The 18,046-nt window shown below is 65.6% G+C and carries 21 protein-coding genes and 1 tRNA gene; 20 read left to right on the forward strand and 2 right to left on the reverse strand.

Going from position 1 to position 18,046, the window contains the following annotated elements; all coding sequences use genetic code 11:
- Positions 1-84 precede the first annotated feature (84 nt).
- The 5 genes from HPT29_RS12565 to HPT29_RS12585 all read left to right on the forward strand — a co-directional run bounded on the left by HPT29_RS12565 (position 85) and on the right by HPT29_RS12585 (position 5,548).
- A complete protein-coding gene (locus HPT29_RS12565) occupies positions 85-1,356 on the forward strand; it encodes a L,D-transpeptidase family protein (protein ID WP_173950462.1) in 1,272 nt (423 codons plus the stop codon).
- 427 nt (positions 1,357-1,783) lie between these two features.
- Positions 1,784-3,088 carry a serine hydroxymethyltransferase gene (gene glyA, locus HPT29_RS12570; protein ID WP_173950463.1) on the forward strand — a complete coding sequence of 435 codons (1,305 nt, stop codon included), beginning with the start codon at positions 1,784-1,786 and terminating at the stop codon, positions 3,086-3,088.
- A 176-nt stretch (positions 3,089-3,264) separates the two neighbouring features.
- Positions 3,265-3,768, forward strand: a complete 504-nt coding sequence (gene nrdR, locus HPT29_RS12575) for a transcriptional regulator NrdR (RefSeq protein WP_173950464.1) — start codon at positions 3,265-3,267, stop codon at positions 3,766-3,768.
- Positions 3,765-4,913 (forward strand): bifunctional diaminohydroxyphosphoribosylaminopyrimidine deaminase/5-amino-6-(5-phosphoribosylamino)uracil reductase RibD, encoded by a 1,149-nt coding sequence (gene ribD, locus HPT29_RS12580; RefSeq protein ID WP_173950465.1) that lies wholly within the window; start codon positions 3,765-3,767, stop codon positions 4,911-4,913. The genes nrdR and ribD overlap by 4 nt, the downstream gene beginning before the upstream one ends.
- Complete coding sequence (locus HPT29_RS12585) at positions 4,913-5,548, forward strand: riboflavin synthase (protein WP_173950466.1); 636 nt, start codon at positions 4,913-4,915, stop codon at positions 5,546-5,548. Before ribD ends, HPT29_RS12585 begins: the two co-directional genes overlap by 1 nt.
- Before the next feature lie 6 nt (positions 5,549-5,554).
- Here HPT29_RS12585 and HPT29_RS12590 read toward each other — a convergent pair whose 3' ends face one another.
- A complete protein-coding gene (locus HPT29_RS12590; RefSeq protein WP_259059966.1) occupies positions 5,555-5,704 on the reverse strand; it encodes a hypothetical protein in 150 nt (49 codons plus the stop codon).
- A 49-nt stretch (positions 5,705-5,753) separates the two neighbouring features.
- Here HPT29_RS12590 and ribH point away from each other — a divergent pair, with 49 nt between their 5' ends.
- From ribH to HPT29_RS12615, 5 genes are all read left to right on the forward strand, one after another.
- The gene (gene ribH / locus HPT29_RS12595) at positions 5,754-6,242 is read left to right on the forward strand and encodes a 6,7-dimethyl-8-ribityllumazine synthase (protein WP_173950468.1); all 489 of its coding nucleotides are present in this window, start codon (positions 5,754-5,756) and stop codon (positions 6,240-6,242) included.
- A 2-nt stretch (positions 6,243-6,244) separates the two neighbouring features.
- Positions 6,245-6,727: a transcription antitermination factor NusB gene (gene nusB, locus HPT29_RS12600; RefSeq protein ID WP_173950469.1), complete on the forward strand. Its 483-nt coding sequence runs from the start codon at positions 6,245-6,247 to the stop codon at positions 6,725-6,727.
- A 27-nt stretch (positions 6,728-6,754) separates the two neighbouring features.
- A complete protein-coding gene (gene thiL / locus HPT29_RS12605) occupies positions 6,755-7,744 on the forward strand; it encodes a thiamine-phosphate kinase (RefSeq protein ID WP_173950470.1) in 990 nt (329 codons plus the stop codon).
- Positions 7,719-8,948, forward strand: a complete 1,230-nt coding sequence (locus HPT29_RS12610; protein WP_173950471.1) for an MFS transporter — start codon at positions 7,719-7,721, stop codon at positions 8,946-8,948. Before thiL ends, HPT29_RS12610 begins: the two co-directional genes overlap by 26 nt.
- 156 nt (positions 8,949-9,104) lie before the next feature.
- Positions 9,105-11,231 (forward strand): sodium-translocating pyrophosphatase, encoded by a 2,127-nt coding sequence (locus HPT29_RS12615; RefSeq protein ID WP_173950472.1) that lies wholly within the window; start codon positions 9,105-9,107, stop codon positions 11,229-11,231.
- 121 nt (positions 11,232-11,352) lie between these two features.
- On the opposite strand, the gene HPT29_RS12620 is transcribed toward HPT29_RS12615, so the two are convergent.
- Positions 11,353-11,805: an outer membrane protein assembly factor BamE gene (locus tag HPT29_RS12620; protein ID WP_173950473.1), complete on the reverse strand. Its 453-nt coding sequence runs from the start codon at positions 11,803-11,805 to the stop codon at positions 11,353-11,355.
- A 102-nt stretch (positions 11,806-11,907) separates the two neighbouring features.
- On the opposite strand from HPT29_RS12620, the gene HPT29_RS12625 reads away from it, so the two are divergent.
- From HPT29_RS12625 to HPT29_RS12670, 10 genes are all read left to right on the forward strand, one after another.
- Complete coding sequence (locus HPT29_RS12625; RefSeq protein WP_173950474.1) at positions 11,908-12,438, forward strand: ubiquinol-cytochrome C chaperone family protein; 531 nt, start codon at positions 11,908-11,910, stop codon at positions 12,436-12,438.
- Positions 12,439-12,450: 12 nt separating this feature from the next.
- The gene (locus HPT29_RS12630) at positions 12,451-12,966 is read left to right on the forward strand and encodes a YceD family protein (RefSeq protein WP_173950475.1); all 516 of its coding nucleotides are present in this window, start codon (positions 12,451-12,453) and stop codon (positions 12,964-12,966) included.
- Positions 12,967-13,097: 131 nt separating this feature from the next.
- Entirely contained in the window at positions 13,098-14,132 is a 1,035-nt protein-coding gene (gene plsX / locus HPT29_RS12635) for a phosphate acyltransferase PlsX (protein ID WP_173950476.1), read from the forward strand.
- A gap of 12 nt (positions 14,133-14,144) precedes the next feature.
- The gene (locus tag HPT29_RS12640) at positions 14,145-15,122 is read left to right on the forward strand and encodes a beta-ketoacyl-ACP synthase III (protein ID WP_173950477.1); all 978 of its coding nucleotides are present in this window, start codon (positions 14,145-14,147) and stop codon (positions 15,120-15,122) included.
- A 126-nt stretch (positions 15,123-15,248) separates the two neighbouring features.
- Positions 15,249-15,560, forward strand: a complete 312-nt coding sequence (locus tag HPT29_RS12645) for an integration host factor subunit alpha (RefSeq protein WP_009491113.1) — start codon at positions 15,249-15,251, stop codon at positions 15,558-15,560.
- Positions 15,561-15,582: 22 nt separating this feature from the next.
- Entirely contained in the window at positions 15,583-16,080 is a 498-nt protein-coding gene (locus HPT29_RS12650; protein WP_173950478.1) for a MerR family transcriptional regulator, read from the forward strand.
- A gap of 150 nt (positions 16,081-16,230) precedes the next feature.
- A tRNA-Asp gene (locus HPT29_RS12655) sits at positions 16,231-16,307 on the forward strand.
- A gap of 184 nt (positions 16,308-16,491) precedes the next feature.
- Complete coding sequence (locus HPT29_RS12660) at positions 16,492-16,920, forward strand: low affinity iron permease family protein (protein WP_173950479.1); 429 nt, start codon at positions 16,492-16,494, stop codon at positions 16,918-16,920.
- A 173-nt stretch (positions 16,921-17,093) separates the two neighbouring features.
- Entirely contained in the window at positions 17,094-17,459 is a 366-nt protein-coding gene (locus tag HPT29_RS12665) for an NADH-quinone oxidoreductase subunit A (protein ID WP_036351452.1), read from the forward strand.
- Positions 17,450-18,034, forward strand: coding sequence for a NuoB/complex I 20 kDa subunit family protein (locus tag HPT29_RS12670; protein WP_173950480.1), 585 nt, complete (start codon positions 17,450-17,452; stop codon positions 18,032-18,034). The genes HPT29_RS12665 and HPT29_RS12670 overlap by 10 nt, the downstream gene beginning before the upstream one ends.
- Positions 18,035-18,046 lie beyond the last annotated feature (12 nt).

The following is an 18,046-nucleotide window of genomic DNA, read 5'->3' on the forward strand; positions in this document are numbered from 1 at the left end:
CTTATCGCTGGGAAGGGGGCTGTTGCGGGCATTCGCCCGCCGCTCCCGCCGTCGGAAACATCTAACCGGGAAGAGCCTGCGCTCATGTTCTCTCGCCGTACCCTCCTGACCGGATCGCTCGCCCTGATCTTCACGCCGGCTACCGGGGCCCTGGCCCAGCAATTCGCCCAGAGCCAGGCCGAGTGGTCGCAGAACTACGAGGCCGTGTCGCGCACCCGCGTGCAGCGCACCTCGACCCCCATGCTGTCCGCCGACGCGCTCGCCGCCACCGAGCAGATGATCGAGTACTACCGCAACATCGCGGCCCGCGGCGGCTGGCAGCCCGTCCAGGGCGTCCAGGGCCTGCGGGTCGGCTCGAAGAGCCCGGCCGTGGTGGCCCTGCGCCAGCGCCTCATCATCACCGGCGACCTCGACCAGGCGGCCGGCGAATCGCCGATCTTCGATTCCTACGTCGAGTCCGCCGTGCGCCGCTTCCAGGCCCGCCACGGCATCAGCTCCACGGGCACCATCACGGCCCCGACGGTCGCCGCCATGAACGTGCCGGCCGACGTGCGCATCCGCCAGCTCGAGATCAACGTGGCCCGCCTGCGCACCCTCGTGGGCTCCGGGCTTCCCAACCGCTATGCGGTGGCCAACATCCCGGCCGCCCTGGTGGAGACCGTGGAGGGCGGCGTCGTCCACACCCGCCACGCCGCCGGCGTCGGCAAGATCGATCGGCAGTCGCCGCTCCTCAACTCCAAGGTGGTCGAGGTCAACTTCAACCCGTTCTGGACGGCCCCCGCCTCGGTGGTGAAGAAGGACCTCATCCCCAAGATGCAGAAGGAGCCGAACTACCTGGCCGAGAACCGGATCCGCATCTTCAATTCGGCCGGCCAGGAGGTCCAGTCCAGCCAGATCAACTGGTTCTCGGACGAGGCGACCCGCTACCGCTTCCGCCAGGATCCGGGCGGCGACCTGAACTCCATGGGGTTCGTGCGCATCAACATCCCGAACCAGCACGGCGTCTACATGCACGACACGCCCTCCAAGGGCATCTTCGGCGACGATTTCCGCTTCGTGTCCTCGGGCTGCATCCGCATCCAGAACGTGCGCGACTACATCGAGTGGCTCCTGAAGGACACCCCGGGCTGGAGCCGCGAGCAGATCGACGCCACCTTCAAGTCCGGCGAGCGCATCGACGCACGCCTGGCGCAGCCGGTGCCGATCCACTGGATCTACATGACCGCCTGGGCGACCCCGGACGGCCTCGTCCAGTTCCGCGACGACATCTACAACAAGGACGGCCTCGGCAACGCGATCCCGGTCGCAAGCCGCACCCCGACCGAGCCGGACCAGGAGATGTTCCTGCAGAACTGAGGCAGGGCAGGCGACTTCCCACGCCTCCAGCACAGCCTCATGACGATCCCATCGCCGGCCTTCGGGCCGGCGATTTCGTTTGCGGGGCACATCGGTCGAGCGACTTTCGGAGAGACCCTGACACCCGCCGCGTCATCACCGGGCTTGTCCCGGTGATCTCGATTGTTTGGAATGCCACGCCTTTCCGATCGGGATGGCCGGCCCAGAGCCGGCCATGACGGGGTAGGGCGGTGCGAACCAGGCGCTGCCTCTCCGAAGCGCCGCGCTTCGCCCGCCCGAGATGCCCGGCGCCCCGTTGCATGCTCGGCGCCGGACGGGCATGTCTCCCGTGCGGGTTGGCGCGGTCAAGGCAGCCATGGTAAAGGCCTGGGCCATAGCGGATCGAGCGGCCCGTTCCAGCCGGGCCCCCAGGAAGACGAGGTGACCCATGAGCGCGAGTGAAGCGGCACGCAACCATCTGTCCAACAGCTTTTTCTCGGCGAGCCTCGCTGACAGCGATCCCGAGATCGCCCGCGCCATCGGGCTCGAGCTCGGCCGCCAGCGCGACGAGATCGAGCTGATCGCCTCCGAGAACATCGTGTCCCGGGCCGTCCTGGAGGCTCAAGGATCCGTCATGACCAACAAGTACGCGGAAGGCTATCCGGGCCGCCGCTACTATGGCGGCTGCCAGTTCGTCGACATGGCCGAGGAACTCGCCATCGAGCGCGCCAAGCGCCTGTTCGAGTGCCGCTTCGCCAACGTGCAGGCCAATTCCGGCTCCCAGGCCAACCAGGCCGTGTTCATGGCCCTGATGAAGCCCGGCGACACCTTCATGGGCCTCGACCTCGCCTGCGGCGGCCACCTGACCCACGGCTCGCCCGTGAACATGTCGGGCAAGTGGTTCAACGTGGTGAGCTACAAGGTGCGCGAGAGCGACCAGATCATCGACATGGACGAGGTCGCCGAGCTCGCACGGACCCACAAGCCGAAGGTGATCGTGGCCGGCGGCTCTGCCTATTCCCGGTTCTGGGACTTCGCCCGCTTCCGGGAGATCGCCGACGAGGTCGGGGCCTTCTTCATGGTCGACATCGCGCATTTCGCCGGCCTCGTGGCGGGCGGCGCGCATCCGTCGCCCTTCCCCCACGCCCACGTGGTCACCACCACGACCCACAAGACCCTGCGCGGCCCGCGCGGCGGCATGATCCTGACCAACGACGAGGACATCGCCAAGAAGGTCAATTCGGCGATCTTCCCCGGTCTCCAGGGCGGCCCGCTCATGCACGTGATCGCGGCGAAAGCCGTGGCGTTCGGCGAGGCCCTGCGGCCCGAGTTCAAGCTCTATGCCCGCTCCGTGGTCGACAACGCCAAGGTGCTGGCCGACACGATGCTCGCGGGCGGCTACGCCATCGTGGCGGGCGGCACGGACAACCACCTGATGCTGGTCGACCTGCGCCCCAAGACGCTCACGGGCAAGGCGGCCGAAGCGGCGCTCGGCCGCGCCCACATCACCTGCAACAAGAACGGCGTGCCCTTCGACCCCGAGAAGCCGATGGTCACCTCGGGCATCCGCCTGGGGACGCCGGCCGCCACCTCGCGCGGCTTCGGCGTGGCCGAGTTCAGGAAGGTGGGCGAGCTGATCGTCGAGACCCTGGACGGGCTCGCCGCCCATGGGGACGAGGCCAACGCGGCGGTCGAGGAATCGGTCAAGCACCGCGTCCACGAGCTGACCCGCCGGTTCCCGATCTACGCGTGATCGGGCCATCGGAGCGCGGCCGGATGCTTCCTTCCACGGCATCACCGAGCTTGTTCCGGTGATGCCGGTGCGAAGAGCGCTGCGCTTCACCATATCGGGATGGCCGGGACGGGCCCGGCCATGACGAAGTGGATTGTCCAGAAGATCCCTGACTTCGAATTTCGGATAGAAGGCTGATGCGCTGCCCCTATTGCGGGAGCCTGGACACCCAGGTGAAGGATTCCCGCCCCACGGACGATTCCTCGTCCATCCGCCGTCGCCGCATCTGCCCGGATTGCGGCGGCCGCTTCACGACCTTCGAGCGCGTGCAGCTGCGCGAGCTGACGGTGCTGAAGCGCTCAGGGAGGCGGGTGCCGTTCGACCGGGACAAGCTCCAGCAATCCGTCGAGGTGGCGCTGCGCAAGCGGCCCGTCGATCCGGAGCGGGTCGAGCGGATGATCAACGGCATCGTGCGCCAGCTCGAGAGCATGAGCGACGGCGAGGTGCCGAGCGAGACCGTGGGCGAGCTCGTCATGGAGGGCCTGAAGGGCCTCGACGACGTGGCCTATGTGCGCTTCGCCTCCGTGTACAAGAATTTTCGCGAGGCCAAGGATTTCGAGGAGATCCTCGGCAAGCTGGCGGAAGGCGAGGACGACCTGCCGCCTCCGCCCAAGAAGAAGCGTGCGCCGAGCGAGCCATGACCCCCGCCGGGGCCGAGCGGCCGTCCCCTGACCGGATTCTGCGCGACGAGCACTTCATGCGCCTGGCGATCGCCCTGGGCGGGCGCCACCTCGGGCTGACCTGGCCGAACCCGTCGGTAGGCGCCGTGCTGGTCGACGAAAGCGGCGATTCTCCCATGATCCTGGCTCAGGGCGTCACCCAGGCCGGCGGCCGGCCCCATGCGGAGCGCATCGCCCTCGAAGCGGCCGGCGAGCGGGCCCGCGGCGCCACCCTCTACGTGACCCTGGAGCCCTGCGCGGCCCGCAGCAGCCACAGCCACGGCCCCTCCTGCAGCGACCTCATCGTGGCGGCGGGCATCGGCCGGCTGGTGGTGAGCGTGCCGGATCCGAGCCCCTTCGCGGCCGGGCAGGGTCCGGAGCGCTTCGGCCGCGCCGGGATTCCCCTGTCGACCGGCTGTCTCGCGCCCGAGGGCGCGCGGCTCCATGGCGGGCACATCACCCGCGTGACCAGGGGCCGCCCGGCCGTCACGGTGAAGCTCGCCCGCAGCACCGAGGGCTTTGCCGGCGCGCGCCGCGGCCCGCGGCTGATGCTCACCGGCGAGGCGGCCAACGGCCGGGTGCACCTGATGCGCGCTCACGCGGACGCCATCATGGTCGGGGTCGGGACGGTTCTGGCCGACGATCCGCTGCTGAATGTGCGCCTGCCGGGCCTGGAGGGCCGCTCGCCGGTGCGAATCGTGGTCGATTCCCGCCTGCGCACGCCGCCGACCGCCCGCCTCGTGGCCGGCGCCGGGATGATTCCGACCTGGATCGTCACCACCGTCGACGCGCCGGTGGAGCCGGAGCGGGCGCTGGCAGCGCGCGGCGTCGAGATCCTGCGCGTCTCGTCCGACGCGAACGGCCGCGTCCACCTGCCCGAGGCCCTGCAGCTCCTCGGCACGCGGGGCCTGACGGGCGTGTTCTGCGAGGGCGGACCGGACCTGGCGGATGCGCTGGCCAGGTCCGACCTCGTCGACGAGCTGGTCCTGATCACCGGCCGCTCGGCACGGGGGCAGGGCGACGTGCCGGCCCTCGGCCCGGCCCTTCAGGACCGGATGGATTTCTTGAACCCCTGGGCCGAGGAGCAGATCGGCCCCGACCTTTTCATGTTCTGGGAGAGACCCTGATGTTCACGGGTATCGTCACCGATGTCGGTGAGATCGCAACCGCCGAGGGATCCCAAGGAACCCTGAAGCGCCTGCGGATCCATGCGTCCTACGACCCCGCCACGATCGCGCTCGGCGCTTCGATCGCGTGCGGCGGGCCGTGCCTGACCGTCGTGGCTTTCGGCCCGCGGGAGGGCGGCTGCTGGTTCGACGTGGATGCCGCGGCCGAAACCCTGGAGCGCACCACCGTGGGGGCCTGGGAAGCCGGCACCCGGGTCAACCTGGAGCGTTCCCTGAAGATCGGCGACGAGCTCGGCGGCCATATCGTGACAGGGCACGTGGACGGCATCGCCACCATCGTGGCCAAGGAGGCGATCACCGCCGGCGACGACCCGTGGGGCCCGACGGCGCGCTTCACCATCAAGGCGCCCCATGGGCTCGCCCCGTTCATCGCCGAGAAGGGCTCCGTCTGCCTCGACGGCACGTCGCTCACCGTGAACTCCGTCAGCGACGACCTGTTCTCCGTGTTGATCATTCCGCACACGCTGGCGGTCACCACCTGGGGCGACCGGCAGGTCGGCGACAGGCTCAACCTCGAGGTCGATCTCATGGCCCGCTACGCGGCCCGGCTTGCGGATGCGCGCCGGGCGGAGTAGGGACGTTCAACGTTTCCCTCTTGAGTGAAGGGCGCCGGGCGCCATCGCTTCCCACGTCATGGCCGGGCTTGTCCCGGCCATCCCGATCGCGTGGAGCGCGACGCCGTTCTTCATCGGGATCACCGGCACAAGGCCGGTGATGACGAGACGGTCCAATTTCCAGCCCTCCTCAGGCTGTTCACGAAAGATCTTTGCAGAGTCCGCCATGGTCGCCCCATCCGACAAGCCCAAAAGCCCCCGTCCGCCGGTTCCCGGCGCCCGCATCCTGGTCGTGGAGGCCCGCTTCTACGACGACATCGCCGACGAGCTCCTGCGGGGCGCGAAGGGCGCCGTCGAGGCCGCGCAGGCCAGTATGGACGTGCTGACTCTTGACGGCGCCCTTGAGATCCCGGCCACCATCGCGATCGCCCTCGACGCCGCTGAGAGGGCCGGCCGGCCCTACGACGCCGCCGTGGCGCTGGGCTGCGTGATCCGCGGCGAGACGGGTCATTACGACATCGTGGCGGGCGAGAGCGCCCGCGCCCTGATGGATCTCTCCGTCGAGCGCCGCATTCCCCTGGCCAACGGCATCCTGACGGTCGAGAATGATCAGCAGGCCTGGACCCGGGCGAGCGTGAATGAATTGAATAAGGGCGGTGGAGCGGTGGACGCGGCTCTGGCCGTCCTGCGCATCAAGAAGACATTGGAGGCCTGATCATGACGAAGCCAGCAGAGCGCTCGGCCGCTCGCCTCGCTGCCGTCCAGGCTCTCTATCAGATGGACGTGTCGGGCAAGACCGTGCTGGACGCGCTTGCCGAGTTCGAAACCTTCTGGATCGGCCGCGAGGTCGAGGGTATCGAATTCCAGCCCTCCGACAACACGTTCTTCCGTGACATCCTCTCGGGCGTGGTCAAGAACCAGCGCGAGATCGACGTGAAGATCGACAACGCGCTTGCGACCGACTGGCCCTTGAAGCGGGTCGAGGCGGTGCTGCGCGCCATCCTGCGCGCCGGCGGCTACGAGCTGATGTTCCGCAAGGACGTCCCGGCCCGCGTGGTCATCACCGAATACGTGGACGTGACCCACGGCTTCTACGGCGAGGACGAGCCGGGCCTCGTGAACGCCGTGCTCGACAAGGTCGCCCGCGACGTCCGTCCGGGCGAGCTCGAGAAGAAGGCGGCCGGGCAGGGCAAGCGCTAGCACGATGCGGGCGAGGGCAGCTGCGTGATGGGTTCGAACGGCCGCCCCTCGGAAGACAGCCTGATCGCCCGCTTCTTCGCCCCCATGGCCGGCGAGGGCGGCCTTGGCCTCACGGACGACGCCGCTCGCCTGACGCCCGGGCCTGGCCACGATCTCGTCCTCACGGTCGATGCGCTCGTGGAGCGCGTGCATTTCCTGCCCGAAGACGCGCCGGGCTCCATCGCCCGCAAGGCGCTCGGCGTCAACGTGTCGGATCTCGCCGCCAAGGGGGCCGACCCCGCCGGGTTCCTGCTGAGTCTCGCTCTCCCCGGCGACTGGACCGAGAGCTGGCTCGCCGCCTTCGCGGCCGGCCTCGCGGAGGCGTCCCGCGATTTCGGCTGTCCGCTCCTCGGCGGCGACACGGTCAAGACCAGGGGGCCGCTGACCCTGTCGGTCACGGCCGTCGGGCAGGTCCCGTCCGGTCGCATGGTGCTGCGCACGACGGCCAGGGCCGGCGACCTGGTCTGCGTGACCGGCACCATCGGCGACGCGGCGCTCGGCCTGAAGCTCCGGGCCGACCCGGCCTGGGCCGCAGCGCTGACGCCGGACGAGAGAGCCCATCTGGCCGACCGCTATCTCCACCCCCAGCCCCGCCATGCCCTGGCGACAGCCCTCCGCGATCATGCCGGCGCCGCCATGGACCTGTCCGACGGCCTTGCGGGCGATCTCGCCAAGATGATGCAGGCGAGCGGCGTCAGCGCCCTGGTCGACCTGGACCGGGTGCCGCTCTCGCCGGCGGCCGCGAAGGCCGTCGAGACATTACCCGATCTGCTGGACCTCGCCGTGACGGGCGGGGACGACTACGAGATTCTCTGCACCGTCCCGGAAAAGAATCTCGACACTCTCCGGAAAGAGGCCGATAGGGTCGGCCTGTCCCTGTCCGTCATCGGCCGAGTCGTCTCCGGACATGATCGGCCGGTCTTTCGGATGAACGGTCTCGAAAGACGCTACGATGTCGGCTCCTACCAGCATTTCTGATACTTCCTTCCAGACATCATCCAGCGATGCCGTCGCGAAACACAACGCGGTGGTTCTGGCCGTCGCAATGGCGCTTGGTGGCTCGAGTCCGGCCATCGTCGTGTCCCTTGGCGGACTGGTCGGTCAGTCGCTTGCATGGAACAGGGATCTGGCCACGCTCCCCGTGAGCCTTCTCAATCTCGGCCTGGCCCTGGGCACCATTCCGGCCGCCATGCTGATGCGAAAGGCAGGACGGCGCATCGGATACATCGTCGGGGCGGGCACCGGGGTGGCCGGCGGCTGCCTGGCGGCCTTCGGCATCGCCTCGTTCAGCTTCGTCCTGTTCTGCCTCGGGACCCTGATCATCGGCAGCTACGGCTCCTTCAACCAGAGCTACCGCTTCGCCGCGACGGATGCAGCCACGGAGAGATTCAAGCCGAAAGCTATCTCCTGGGTCATGACGGGCGGCCTCGCGGCCGGGGTGATCGGCCCACAGACGGTGATCTGGACCCGGGACGCCGTCCAGGCCGCTCCGTTCGCGGGAGCCTTTCTGGCGCAGGCAACCCTCGCCCTGTTGTCGATGGTCGTGGTCTCGTTCCTGCGACCGGCGCCGGTCGGCGTGACGTCCACGAAGGCTGCCGGCCGGCCCCTGATCGAGATCGTGCGGCAGCCCCGGTTCATCGTGGCGGCGGTGACGGGGCTCGTCTCCTATAGCCTCATGACCTTCGTCATGACGGCCGCCCCCCTGGCGATGATCGGTTGCGGACATTCCGTTGGGGTCGCTGCACTCGGCATCCAGTGGCATATCCTGGCCATGTTCGGGCCGAGCTTCTTCACGGGCCGCCTGATCGCCCGGTTCGGGAAGCGGCCGGTGACGGCCGTGGGTCTGGTGCTCATCGCTCTCTCGGCCCTCATCGGCTTGTCCGGGATCGGGGTTCCACATTTCTGGACGGCGCTCATCCTCCTCGGACTTGGATGGAATTTCGGCTTCATCGGCGCGACCGCCATGGTGACGGATTGCTACCGGCCGGAGGAGCGCGCCAAGGTCCAGGCCGCCAACGACTTCCTCATCTTCGGATCTGTGGCCGCCGCATCCTTCTCGTCGGGTAAGCTTTTGAGCGCCGGTGGCTGGGAGAGCGTCAACTGGCTGGTCTTCCCACCGGTCGCCGTCGCACTACTTCTGCTAGCTTGGCAGCAGAAGACGAAGGCCATCGCACCCGCTTAAAGTATAAAGGCCTTCCTGTGAGTTGCGCCCGCAGGATCGTTGCGGACTGCCCGGTTTTTTGCCACCAAATATAACGTTCGCTGGGGGTAGGGGCCGGTCAAGGCCAGGAAACGGGCCTTGAGGAGCGGCTTTCTGCTTTCCCATAACAAGGATGGCATGATGGCACTCACCCTAATTATCTTGGGCGGCCTTCTTTCGATCGCCTATGGCTTCTGGGCCATTAGCGATGTGATGAAGCGGGACGCCGGTTCTCAGCGCATGCAGGAAATCGCCGGGGCGATTGCCGAGGGCGCGAAAGCCTATCTCCGCAGGCAGTATTTCACGATTGCGATCGTCGGCGTCGTCCTGTTCGTCATCATCGCCTATCTTCTGGGTATTCGCGTTGCCATCGGGTTCGCCATCGGGGCCATCCTGTCCGGGGCCGCAGGCTTCATCGGCATGAACGTGTCGGTGCGGTCCAACGTCCGCACGGCTCAGGCTGCCACACAGTCCCTGGGCGGCGGCCTCGACGTCGCCTTCAAGGCCGGCGCCGTCACCGGCATGCTGGTGGCCGGCCTCGCGCTCCTGGGCGTGGCGCTGTACTACGGCTATCTCACCCGGGTCGCGGGCCTGAATCCCTCCGACCGCGTGGTCATCGACAGCCTCGTGGCGCTCGGCTTCGGCGCCTCCCTGATCTCGATCTTCGCCCGTCTTGGGGGCGGTATCTTCACCAAGGGTGCCGACGTGGGCGGCGATCTCGTGGGCAAGGTCGAGGCCGGCATTCCGGAGGATGATCCGCGCAATCCGGCGACCATCGCCGACAACGTCGGCGACAACGTCGGCGACTGCGCCGGCATGGCGGCCGACCTGTTCGAGACCTATGCGGTCACCGTGGTTGCCACCATGGTTCTGGCGGCGATCTTCTTCGCCGGCCAGCCGGCTCTCGACACCATGCTGTTGTATCCGATGGCCATCGGGGCGGCCTGCATCGTCACCTCGATCATCGGCACCTTCTTCGTGAAGCTCGGCCAGAACGAGTCGATCATGGGGGCCCTCTACAAGGGGCTCATCGCGACCGGCATCCTGTCGGCCGCGGCGATCGCCGCCGTGACCTGGCAGATGATCGGTTTCGGTCCGATTGCCGGGGCCAACTTCACCGGCCAGGCCCTGTTCTGGTGTGCGATCGTCGGTCTGGCCGTGACGGCGCTCATCGTGGTGATCACCGAGTACTACACAGGTGTCGGCTTCCGTCCCGTGAGGTCCATCGCCCAGTCGTCGGTGACTGGGCACGGGACGAACGTGATCCAAGGCCTTGCCGTGTCCCTCGAGTCCACGGCGCTTCCGACTATCGCGATCATTGCCGGCATCATCGTGGCCTTCAAGCTCGCGGGTCTCTTCGGCATCGCCATCGCGGTCACGGCCATGCTGGCCCTCGCCGGAATGATCGTCGCCCTCGATGCCTTCGGCCCGGTGACGGACAATGCCGGCGGCATCGCCGAAATGGCAGGCCTGCCGAAGGAGGTCCGCAAGTCCACGGACGCTCTCGATGCGGTCGGCAACACCACGAAGGCCGTGACGAAGGGTTATGCCATCGGATCTGCCGGTCTTGGCGCCTTGGTGCTGTTCGCCGCCTATACCTCGGACCTGAACTACTTCACGCAGAACGCGGCACAGTACCCCTATTTTCAGGGCGTCGCGCCAAACTTTTCCCTGACGAACCCTTACGTGGTGGTAGGTCTCCTGTTCGGCGGCCTCATCCCGTTCCTGTTCGGCGGCATTGCCATGACGGCAGTCGGCCGGGCAGCAGGGGCGGTGGTGGAGGAAGTGCGCCGCCAGTTCCGGGAGCGGCCAGGGATCATGGCCGGGACCGACCGCCCCGATTACGGCCGCGCCGTCGACATGCTGACCCGCGCCGCCATCAAGGAGATGATCGTTCCGTCGCTCCTGCCGGTGCTGGCGCCGATCGTGACATACTTCGTGGTCTACTGGGTCGCCGGCAAGTCCGAGGCCTTCTCGGCCGTGGGCGCCATGCTCCTCGGCGTCATCGTAACGGGCCTGTTCGTCGCCATCTCGATGACGTCGGGTGGCGGCGCCTGGGATAATGCCAAGAAGTCGTTCGAGGACGGCTTCACGGATGCCTCGGGCACGACCCATCACAAGGGATCGGATGCTCACAAGGCTTCCGTCACGGGTGACACCGTCGGCGACCCCTACAAGGACACGGCGGGGCCCGCCGTGAACCCGGCGATCAAGATCACCAACATCATCGCCCTGCTGCTCCTCGCGATCCTCGCGCACTCTTGAGGACGGCAAGGCGGGACCTTGGAAAGCCGCGGCCTGCGCCGCGGCTTTTCTCTTAGCGCGCCCTCAAAGAAAATGGCCGGGGCAAAGCCCGGCCATCTTGAATTCGCTTGCAGCCGTGCGATCAGCTGAATGGGTTGAAGTTGCCCACGCCCTTGAAGATCTGGCCGAGGAAGTTGGATTCTTCGCCGCCGGCCGGGGTGGTGCGGCTGATGAAGTCGAAGACCCTGCCGTCCTGAAGGCCGTAAAGGGCGACACGCTCGACCCGCAGGCCCTGATCGAAATAGACGGCGGTGACCTGCTGATCGACCACCTGCTCGCCCATGAACTGCAGGGTACGGCGCGATTTCTGGCTGATATAATACCAGTTGCGATTGCCCACCGTGGACACCGTCGACGGCGATCCGAGGGTCTGAAGGACCTGATCGGCGCTCATTCCCTTCTTCACCGACGCGATGGCACGTTCATCCACGACATAGCCGCGCTGGAATTCTTCGCCCACCGTGCAGGCGGCCAGGGACGAGGCGAGTACGGTGGCAGTAGCCAAGCGTACCAAAAGAGTATGATATCGACGCATCGTACGGTTCTTCCAGGAATGCGGCGCGGATGAGCTTGCGCCTACGGATCGTGATGGCGTAACCCGAGGTTACGATTTTGACAAGCTTGGAAGGGCAAAGCCGTGATCGTCAGTCTCTTCGGCAAAGATCCCCGGCGAACCATGATCGCGACCCTCTACAAGAGAATCGCGACGGGATCGCGCAGCCCGGGGCTTTATGCGGCACTTGGCGTCCCGGATACCCTCGAAGGGCGGTTCGAAGCCCTGTCGCTGCATATGGTGATGATCCTGCGCGCCCTTCGCGCACTCCCGTCCCCGGCCGACGAGGTCGCCAAGGACCTGACGGACGCCTTCTTCCGCGACATGGACGCGTCCCTGCGGGAAATGGGCGTCGGCGACACGGTCGTGCCGAAGCGGATGAAGAAGGTCGCGGAGTCCTTCTACGGCCGCGCCCATGCCTATGACGCGCCACTGAATGTGTCCGACGAGGCCGGTCTGGCCGTTGCCCTCGGGCGCAACGTATACGGCAGCGAGGCACCGGCCACCCCCCTGGCGCGTTATGCCCTTGCAGCCGACCAGGGGCTGAGGGCGCTGGACCTGGACACGCTCCTCAAGACGGGTCCCGTCTTCCCGGAGCCCGAGACCTTTGCTTAAGGAGGCAACCTGATGACACCCGACACCGTGGGGCCTTTGTCGCGGCTCATCGACGTCATGAAGATCCCGCCCCGAGGGCAGGACGTGCAGGTGGAGGCGACCGCCGAGGAATGCGCCGCGCTGGCCCGGGATTTCGGCTTACCCGGAATCCAGGCTCTCTCGGGAGACTACCAGCTCCAGGCGTCCGCCAAGGGGATCCATGTGACGGGCCTGGTCCGGGCTGCGATCACGCAGATCTGCGTGATGACCCTCGACCCCTTCGATTCGACAATTGAGGAGGAGGTCGAAGTGGACTTCGCCGAATCTTCGGGGATGCCGGCGGAGCCCCCGACCGATATCAACGAATATGAGCCGCCGGACGAGATCGTGAACGGCCAGATCGACCTTGGCGCGCTGACCGCAGAGTTCCTGGCCCTCGGGCTGGACCCCTATCCTCGCAAGCCCGGCGTTGACTTCAGCTATCGGGATCCTGCGGACGAGAAGGATTCCCCGTTCGCCGCCTTGAACAAGCTGAAGGGACCGGAGTAGGGACTGGCGGCCGTGGCGGTCAGGGCATCGATCGGGTTGACGTCGCCAATCCAGAATTCAGTTGCGATGAGGCTGCAAACCGCTATTTTCCGCCCCCTGTTGAATGACTTATAAAGAAAGAACAATCGTTCATGCCGAAGCCGGTGCGTATTTCGCTTGACGCGATGGGGGGCGATCACGGGCCCCCGGTCGTGATCCCAGGCGCAGCCTTGGCCTTGGAGCGCCATCCCGATCTTCGCTTCCTGATGTTCGGAAATGAGACAGTTGTTGCGCCTCTCCTGAAGGCTCATCCCAAGCTGAAGGACGCCACCGAGCTTCGCCATACGGAGATCGCGATCGCGATGGACGAGAAGCCCAGCCAGGCGATCCGGATGGGACGAGGAAAGTCGTCCATGTGGCGCGCCGTCCAGGCCGTCCGGGACGGAGAGGCGGATGCGGCCGTCTCGGCCGGCAATACCGGGGCGCTGATGGCGACCGCCAAGGTATGCCTCAAGACCATGGCGCATATCGAACGCCCGGCAATTGCATGCATGTGGCCGACAATGCGGGGCGAGAGCATCGTGCTCGACGTCGGCGCGACCATCGGGGCGGATGCCGGGCATCTTGTCGACATGGCAATCATGGGGGCCGCCATGGCGCGCATCGTCTTCGACCTCGATCGCCCGTCTGTTGGGCTCCTCAATGTGGGCACGGAAGAGATCAAGGGGATCGAGGCTGTGAAGGAAGCCAGCCGGATCTTGAAGGAATCGAACCCTCCGCACCTCGACTACCGGGGCTTCGTCGAAGGCGACGATCTCGGCAAGGGGACGGTCGACGTGGTCGTGACCGAGGGGTTCACGGGCAACATTGCCTTGAAAACGGCCGAGGGAACGGCCAAGCAGATCGCCCAGTACCTGCGCTCGGCCATGAGCCGGACCCTGATGGCGAAGATCGGCTATCTGTTTGCGAAACAAGCCTTTAACGCTCTTCGGGACAAGATGGACCCGCGCAAGGTCAATGGCGGCGTCTTCCTCGGTCTGGAGGGGGTCGTCGTCAAGAGCCATGGCGGGACGGACGATCTCGGCTTCGCCAGCGCCATCGACGTGGCCTACGACATGGCGCATTTTGAACTGATGAACACAATCCGGAGCATGTTGGATCATGATCCGGTCGGCCAACCGGCCTGAGGAAGGCGCATCTTGAAACGCACCCGTTCCGTCGTACGCGGCATCGGCTCCTATCTGCCGAGGCGCAAGCTGACAAACCAGGATCTCGAGAAGCTGGTCGAAACCTCGCACGAGTGGATCGTGCAGAGGACTGGCATTGAGGAGCGCCACATCGCCGAAGATGACGAGACCACATCCGTTCTGGGGATCAAAGCCGCCGAAGCGGCCCTGGCCGATGCGGGGCTCACCGCCAACGATATCGATCTCGTCATCTGTGCCACCTCGACGCCGGACTATACCTTTCCGTCGACCGCCACGATGATCCAGACCGGAATCGGCATGACACACGGAGCGGCCTTCGACCTCCAGGCCGTTTGCACAGGGTTCGTCTATGCCGTCGCAACAGCGGACAAGTTCCTTCAGTCCGGCTCGCACAGGCGTGCGCTCGTGATCGGCGCCGAGACTTTCTCCCGCATCCTCGACTGGAACGACCGCACGACCTGCGTGCTGTTCGGCGACGGGGCGGGGGCGATCGTCCTCGAGGCCCAGGAGGGGGAGGGCACGTCAGCCGATCGCGGCGTGCTGACGTCCCATCTCCGTTCCGACGGCCGCTACCGGGACAAGCTCTACGTCGACGGTGGACCGGGCTCGACGAAGACCACTGGCGTGCTGAAGATGGAGGGCCGAGAGGTCTTCAAGTTCGCAGTCGGGATGGTGGCGGATGTGGTGCAGGATGCCTTCAAGGCGACGGGGACGAGCGCCGAGGAGCTCAAGTGGTTCGTTCCCCACCAGGCCAACAAGCGCATCATCACGGCCAGTGCAGACAAGCTCGGAATCGCTCCCGAGAAGGTTGTCATTACCGTGGACCGGCACGGCAATACGTCGGCGGCTTCAATTCCCTTGGCCCTGGATGCCGCAAGAAGAGACGGGCGCATCCAGGATGGGGATCTCGTGATGATCGAAGCGATCGGTGGCGGGTTTACCTGGGGAAGCGCTTTGATCCGCTGGTAGCGCGGACGGGCACCCACTCCGGTGGTATCCGGTATTTTGGACCTTGGCGGTTGACCGTAGGGAGCCATCTGCATAGCGTCGTCCGGGACGACAAGACCAACGAACTCATTCGCGCTGGGGAGCTCAATGGCTGGCAAGACGATAACGAGAGCGGATCTGAGCGAGGCCGTCTATCAGAAGGTTGGACTCTCGCGGACCGAATCGGCTGAACTGGTGGAGCGGGTGCTGGCTGAAATCTGCGACAGCCTGGCCGCCGGCGAGACGGTGAAGCTCTCCTCGTTCGGCTCGTTCATCGTGCGCAGCAAAGGCGAGCGCGTCGGCCGCAATCCCAAGACCGGTGTCGAGGTCCCAATCGATCCCCGTCGCGTGATGGTGTTCAAGCCCTCGAACGTCTTGAAGGCTCATATCAACGGTGAGACCTTCGAAGGCGAGGATTGATCCGATTATGACGAGCGGCGTCATGGACAAGAGCCCCGACGCATTCCGCACGATTAGCGAGGTTGCCGAGGACCTCGACGTCCCTCAGCATGTGCTGCGCTTTTGGGAAACCCGATTCAATCATATCAAGCCTCTCAAGCGCGGCGGCGGGCGTCGCTATTATCGTCCGGACGATGTCGATCTGCTCAAAGGTATTCGGCAGCTCCTCTATGGAGAGGGCTACACGATCAAGGGTGTTCAGCGGATCCTGAAGGAAGAAGGGGTTCGCTTCGTCCAGGGTGTCGGCCGGGGGGAACAGAGCGTTCCGGCCCTCCAGACGGAACCGGCACAAGACGCCGAGGCGGGTGAGGTCGCAGACGGCGGCCAATCTTACGAGGAAGAGGGGGCCTTGATGCCTCCCCAGCACGGGCTCTCTTCCGAGGCTCTCCGCGGATTGCGGGCAGCCCTCGACGATCTCTATGAATGTGACCGCGTGCTCGCATCTCTGAAAACGTCAGGTGAAGCGCCAGCTGGAGAATAACCCGGTCTTGGCCATTCTCCCGCCCTTTGGAGCCGCGGCACCCAAAGGGAATCGGTTTCGGGCAGGCATGCCGAAATGAGTGCATTGAACCCTTGACAGGGGTCGGGGGCACCCTTAAACCGCACCCACACCGCTTCGGCGGTCCATTGCGCGGGCGTAGCTCAGTCGGTTAGAGTGCCGGCCTGTCACGCCGGAGGTCGCGGGTTCGAGCCCCGTCGCCCGCGCCACTTTCCTCATTAAATCGCCAGTGTCTCAGGGGCCGCGATCAGCGGATCCTCGATCTGCTCCGTCCGGTCAATGGCGCTCAAGCTCCGAGGAAGCGGCACTTTTCCCCTCCGGGCGCATTCTCCACACGGTATTGAGACGTTTGGCGAAGCTGGGCGTTATCGAAAGGCAGGTGAGAGGTCGCGTATGGTGACGTCCAGATGGTTCACAAGCTTCTCCAACTGGGTGGCCCAGGTGGCGGGGCGACCCATGACCTTTGGCCTATGCCTCGTCGTAATCCTGTTATGGGGCGTCAGCGGACCCCTGTTCGGGTTCTCCGACACTTGGCAACTGATCGTGAACACCGGGACCACCATCGTGACCTTCCTGATGGTGTTCCTGATCCAGAATACCCAGAATCGCGATGGCGCGGCCATTCAGGCCAAGCTTGACGAATTGATCCGGGCCAGCGCGGCCCAGAACGTGTTCATCGGTATCGAACACCTGACCCAGGAAGAGCTCGACAAGATTCGAGCCAAGTGCGAGGCCAAGGCCAGAGCGGAGGCCGCTGCCGGCCAGGCAGAGGCCGCAGCCAACCGAAAGGCTGCAAGCGCAGCGGAAAGGGCCACGTCGTAGTTTGGAATGGTTCTTTTTGCGGCAGTGCAAACACTTGTCAGCGAAAGGGAACTCAGCTAAGCCAACCGCGCAATCAGCGTGTTGTCGCAGGGGCTTTTGTCGGGCCTTTCTGAGGCCTAAATGCGTTTCAGATTGCCGGCCGTGGGCCGAGCTCAGTTCGTTCTAGGTGTCGTATGACGAATCTCCTCGCCGACTACCTGCCTCTCGTAATCTTCATTGGCGTGTCGCTCCTGATCGGGGTCGCGCTGCTCGTGGCGCCCTTCATCGTCGCCTACAGTCGTCCGGATACCGAGAAGCTGTCCGCCTACGAATGCGGGTTCAACGCCTTCGACGATGCCCGCATGAAGTTCGACGTGCGGTTCTATCTCGTCGCCATCCTATTCATCATTTTCGACCTCGAAGTTGCATTCCTGTTCCCGTGGGCCATTACCTTCGGGAACCTGGGCTGGTTCGGATTCATCTCCATGATGATCTTCCTCGGCGTGCTGACGGTCGGATTCATTTACGAGTGGAAGAAGGGGGCCCTGGAATGGGACTGATCTCCGAGACCCAGTCGACCCTGGTCGCTCCCGCGCCGCGTGGCATCATTGACCCGAATACGGGCAAGCCGGCCGGTTCGACGGATCCTTATTTCGTTTCGATCAACGAGGAGTTGTCCGACAAGGGGTTCCTCGTCACCTCGACCGAGGACCTCATCACCTGGGCGCGCACGGGCTCGCTCATGTGGATGACCTTCGGCTTGGCCTGTTGCGCCGTCGAGATGATGCAGATGTCCATGCCGCGATATGACGCCGAGCGGTTCGGCTTCGCTCCGCGCGCGTCACCGCGTCAGTCCGACGTGATGATCGTGGCCGGCACCCTCACGAACAAGATGGCCCCCGCCCTCCGCAAGGTCTACGACCAGATGCCGGAGCCGCGTTACGTCATCTCCATGGGCTCCTGCGCCAACGGCGGCGGCTACTACCATTATTCCTATTCCGTGGTTCGTGGCTGCGACCGGATCGTTCCGGTCGACATCTACGTGCCGGGCTGTCCGCCGACCGCCGAGGCACTCCTGTACGGGGTTCTGCTTCTGCAGAAGAAGATACGCCGCACCGGCACCATCGAGCGCTGAGCATAAGGTCAT

The sequence above is a fragment of the Microvirga terrae genome (assembly GCF_013307435.2).
In the GTDB taxonomy this organism is placed as follows: Bacteria; Pseudomonadota; Alphaproteobacteria; order Rhizobiales; family Beijerinckiaceae; genus Microvirga; species Microvirga terrae.

Bases quoted from the DNA above. Each gene is read 5' to 3' on its own strand.
- HPT29_RS12565 (WP_173950462.1), top strand. From the start codon at position 85: ATGTTCTCTCGCCGTACCCTCCTGACCGGATCGCTCGCCCTGATCTTC.
- glyA (WP_173950463.1), top strand. From the start codon at position 1,784: ATGAGCGCGAGTGAAGCGGCACGCAACCATCTGTCCAACAGCTTTTTC.
- nrdR (WP_173950464.1), top strand. From the start codon at position 3,265: ATGCGCTGCCCCTATTGCGGGAGCCTGGACACCCAGGTGAAGGATTCC.
- ribD (WP_173950465.1), top strand. From the start codon at position 3,765: ATGACCCCCGCCGGGGCCGAGCGGCCGTCCCCTGACCGGATTCTGCGC.
- HPT29_RS12585 (WP_173950466.1), top strand. From the start codon at position 4,913: ATGTTCACGGGTATCGTCACCGATGTCGGTGAGATCGCAACCGCCGAG.
- ribH (WP_173950468.1), top strand. From the start codon at position 5,754: ATGGTCGCCCCATCCGACAAGCCCAAAAGCCCCCGTCCGCCGGTTCCC.
- nusB (WP_173950469.1), top strand. From the start codon at position 6,245: ATGACGAAGCCAGCAGAGCGCTCGGCCGCTCGCCTCGCTGCCGTCCAG.
- thiL (WP_173950470.1), top strand. From the start codon at position 6,755: ATGGGTTCGAACGGCCGCCCCTCGGAAGACAGCCTGATCGCCCGCTTC.
- HPT29_RS12610 (WP_173950471.1), top strand. From the start codon at position 7,719: ATGTCGGCTCCTACCAGCATTTCTGATACTTCCTTCCAGACATCATCC.
- HPT29_RS12615 (WP_173950472.1), top strand. From the start codon at position 9,105: ATGATGGCACTCACCCTAATTATCTTGGGCGGCCTTCTTTCGATCGCC.
- HPT29_RS12620 (WP_173950473.1), bottom strand. From the start codon at position 11,805: ATGCGTCGATATCATACTCTTTTGGTACGCTTGGCTACTGCCACCGTA.
- HPT29_RS12630 (WP_173950475.1), top strand. From the start codon at position 12,451: ATGACACCCGACACCGTGGGGCCTTTGTCGCGGCTCATCGACGTCATG.
- plsX (WP_173950476.1), top strand. From the start codon at position 13,098: ATGCCGAAGCCGGTGCGTATTTCGCTTGACGCGATGGGGGGCGATCAC.
- HPT29_RS12645 (WP_009491113.1), top strand. From the start codon at position 15,249: ATGGCTGGCAAGACGATAACGAGAGCGGATCTGAGCGAGGCCGTCTAT.
- HPT29_RS12650 (WP_173950478.1), top strand. From the start codon at position 15,583: ATGGACAAGAGCCCCGACGCATTCCGCACGATTAGCGAGGTTGCCGAG.
- HPT29_RS12660 (WP_173950479.1), top strand. From the start codon at position 16,492: ATGGTGACGTCCAGATGGTTCACAAGCTTCTCCAACTGGGTGGCCCAG.
- HPT29_RS12665 (WP_036351452.1), top strand. From the start codon at position 17,094: ATGACGAATCTCCTCGCCGACTACCTGCCTCTCGTAATCTTCATTGGC.
- HPT29_RS12670 (WP_173950480.1), top strand. From the start codon at position 17,450: ATGGGACTGATCTCCGAGACCCAGTCGACCCTGGTCGCTCCCGCGCCG.